At 64.3% G+C, this 207-nt stretch carries 1 protein-coding gene; it reads right to left on the reverse strand.

Translation table 11 applies throughout. The features are described from left to right. A partial coding sequence (locus tag G5A07_RS22155; protein WP_191864065.1) for a DUF1302 family protein occupies window positions 1–207 on the reverse strand: 207 nt, incomplete at both ends.

A 207-nucleotide genomic window follows, 5' to 3' on the forward strand; every position in this document is an offset into this window, starting at 1 on the left:
GTAGGTGTTCTGGTACTCCGCGTCCACCCCCAGGCTGACCGCCTTGCGGCCTTCCTCGAAGTTGGCGCCGGGGCCGGGCGAATAGCCATCGACGTCGTGCGACCAAGCCACGCTGGGCTTGAGGTTCACGCCCATGAACACGTCGTTGTAGTCCCAGATCGCACGGGCGCGATAACCCCAGGCGTCCGAGGTGGTATAGCCATCGTT

It is taken from the genome of Stenotrophomonas sp. AS012628, from assembly GCF_010608305.1.
Classification (GTDB): Bacteria; Pseudomonadota; Gammaproteobacteria; order Xanthomonadales; family Xanthomonadaceae; genus Stenotrophomonas; species Stenotrophomonas geniculata.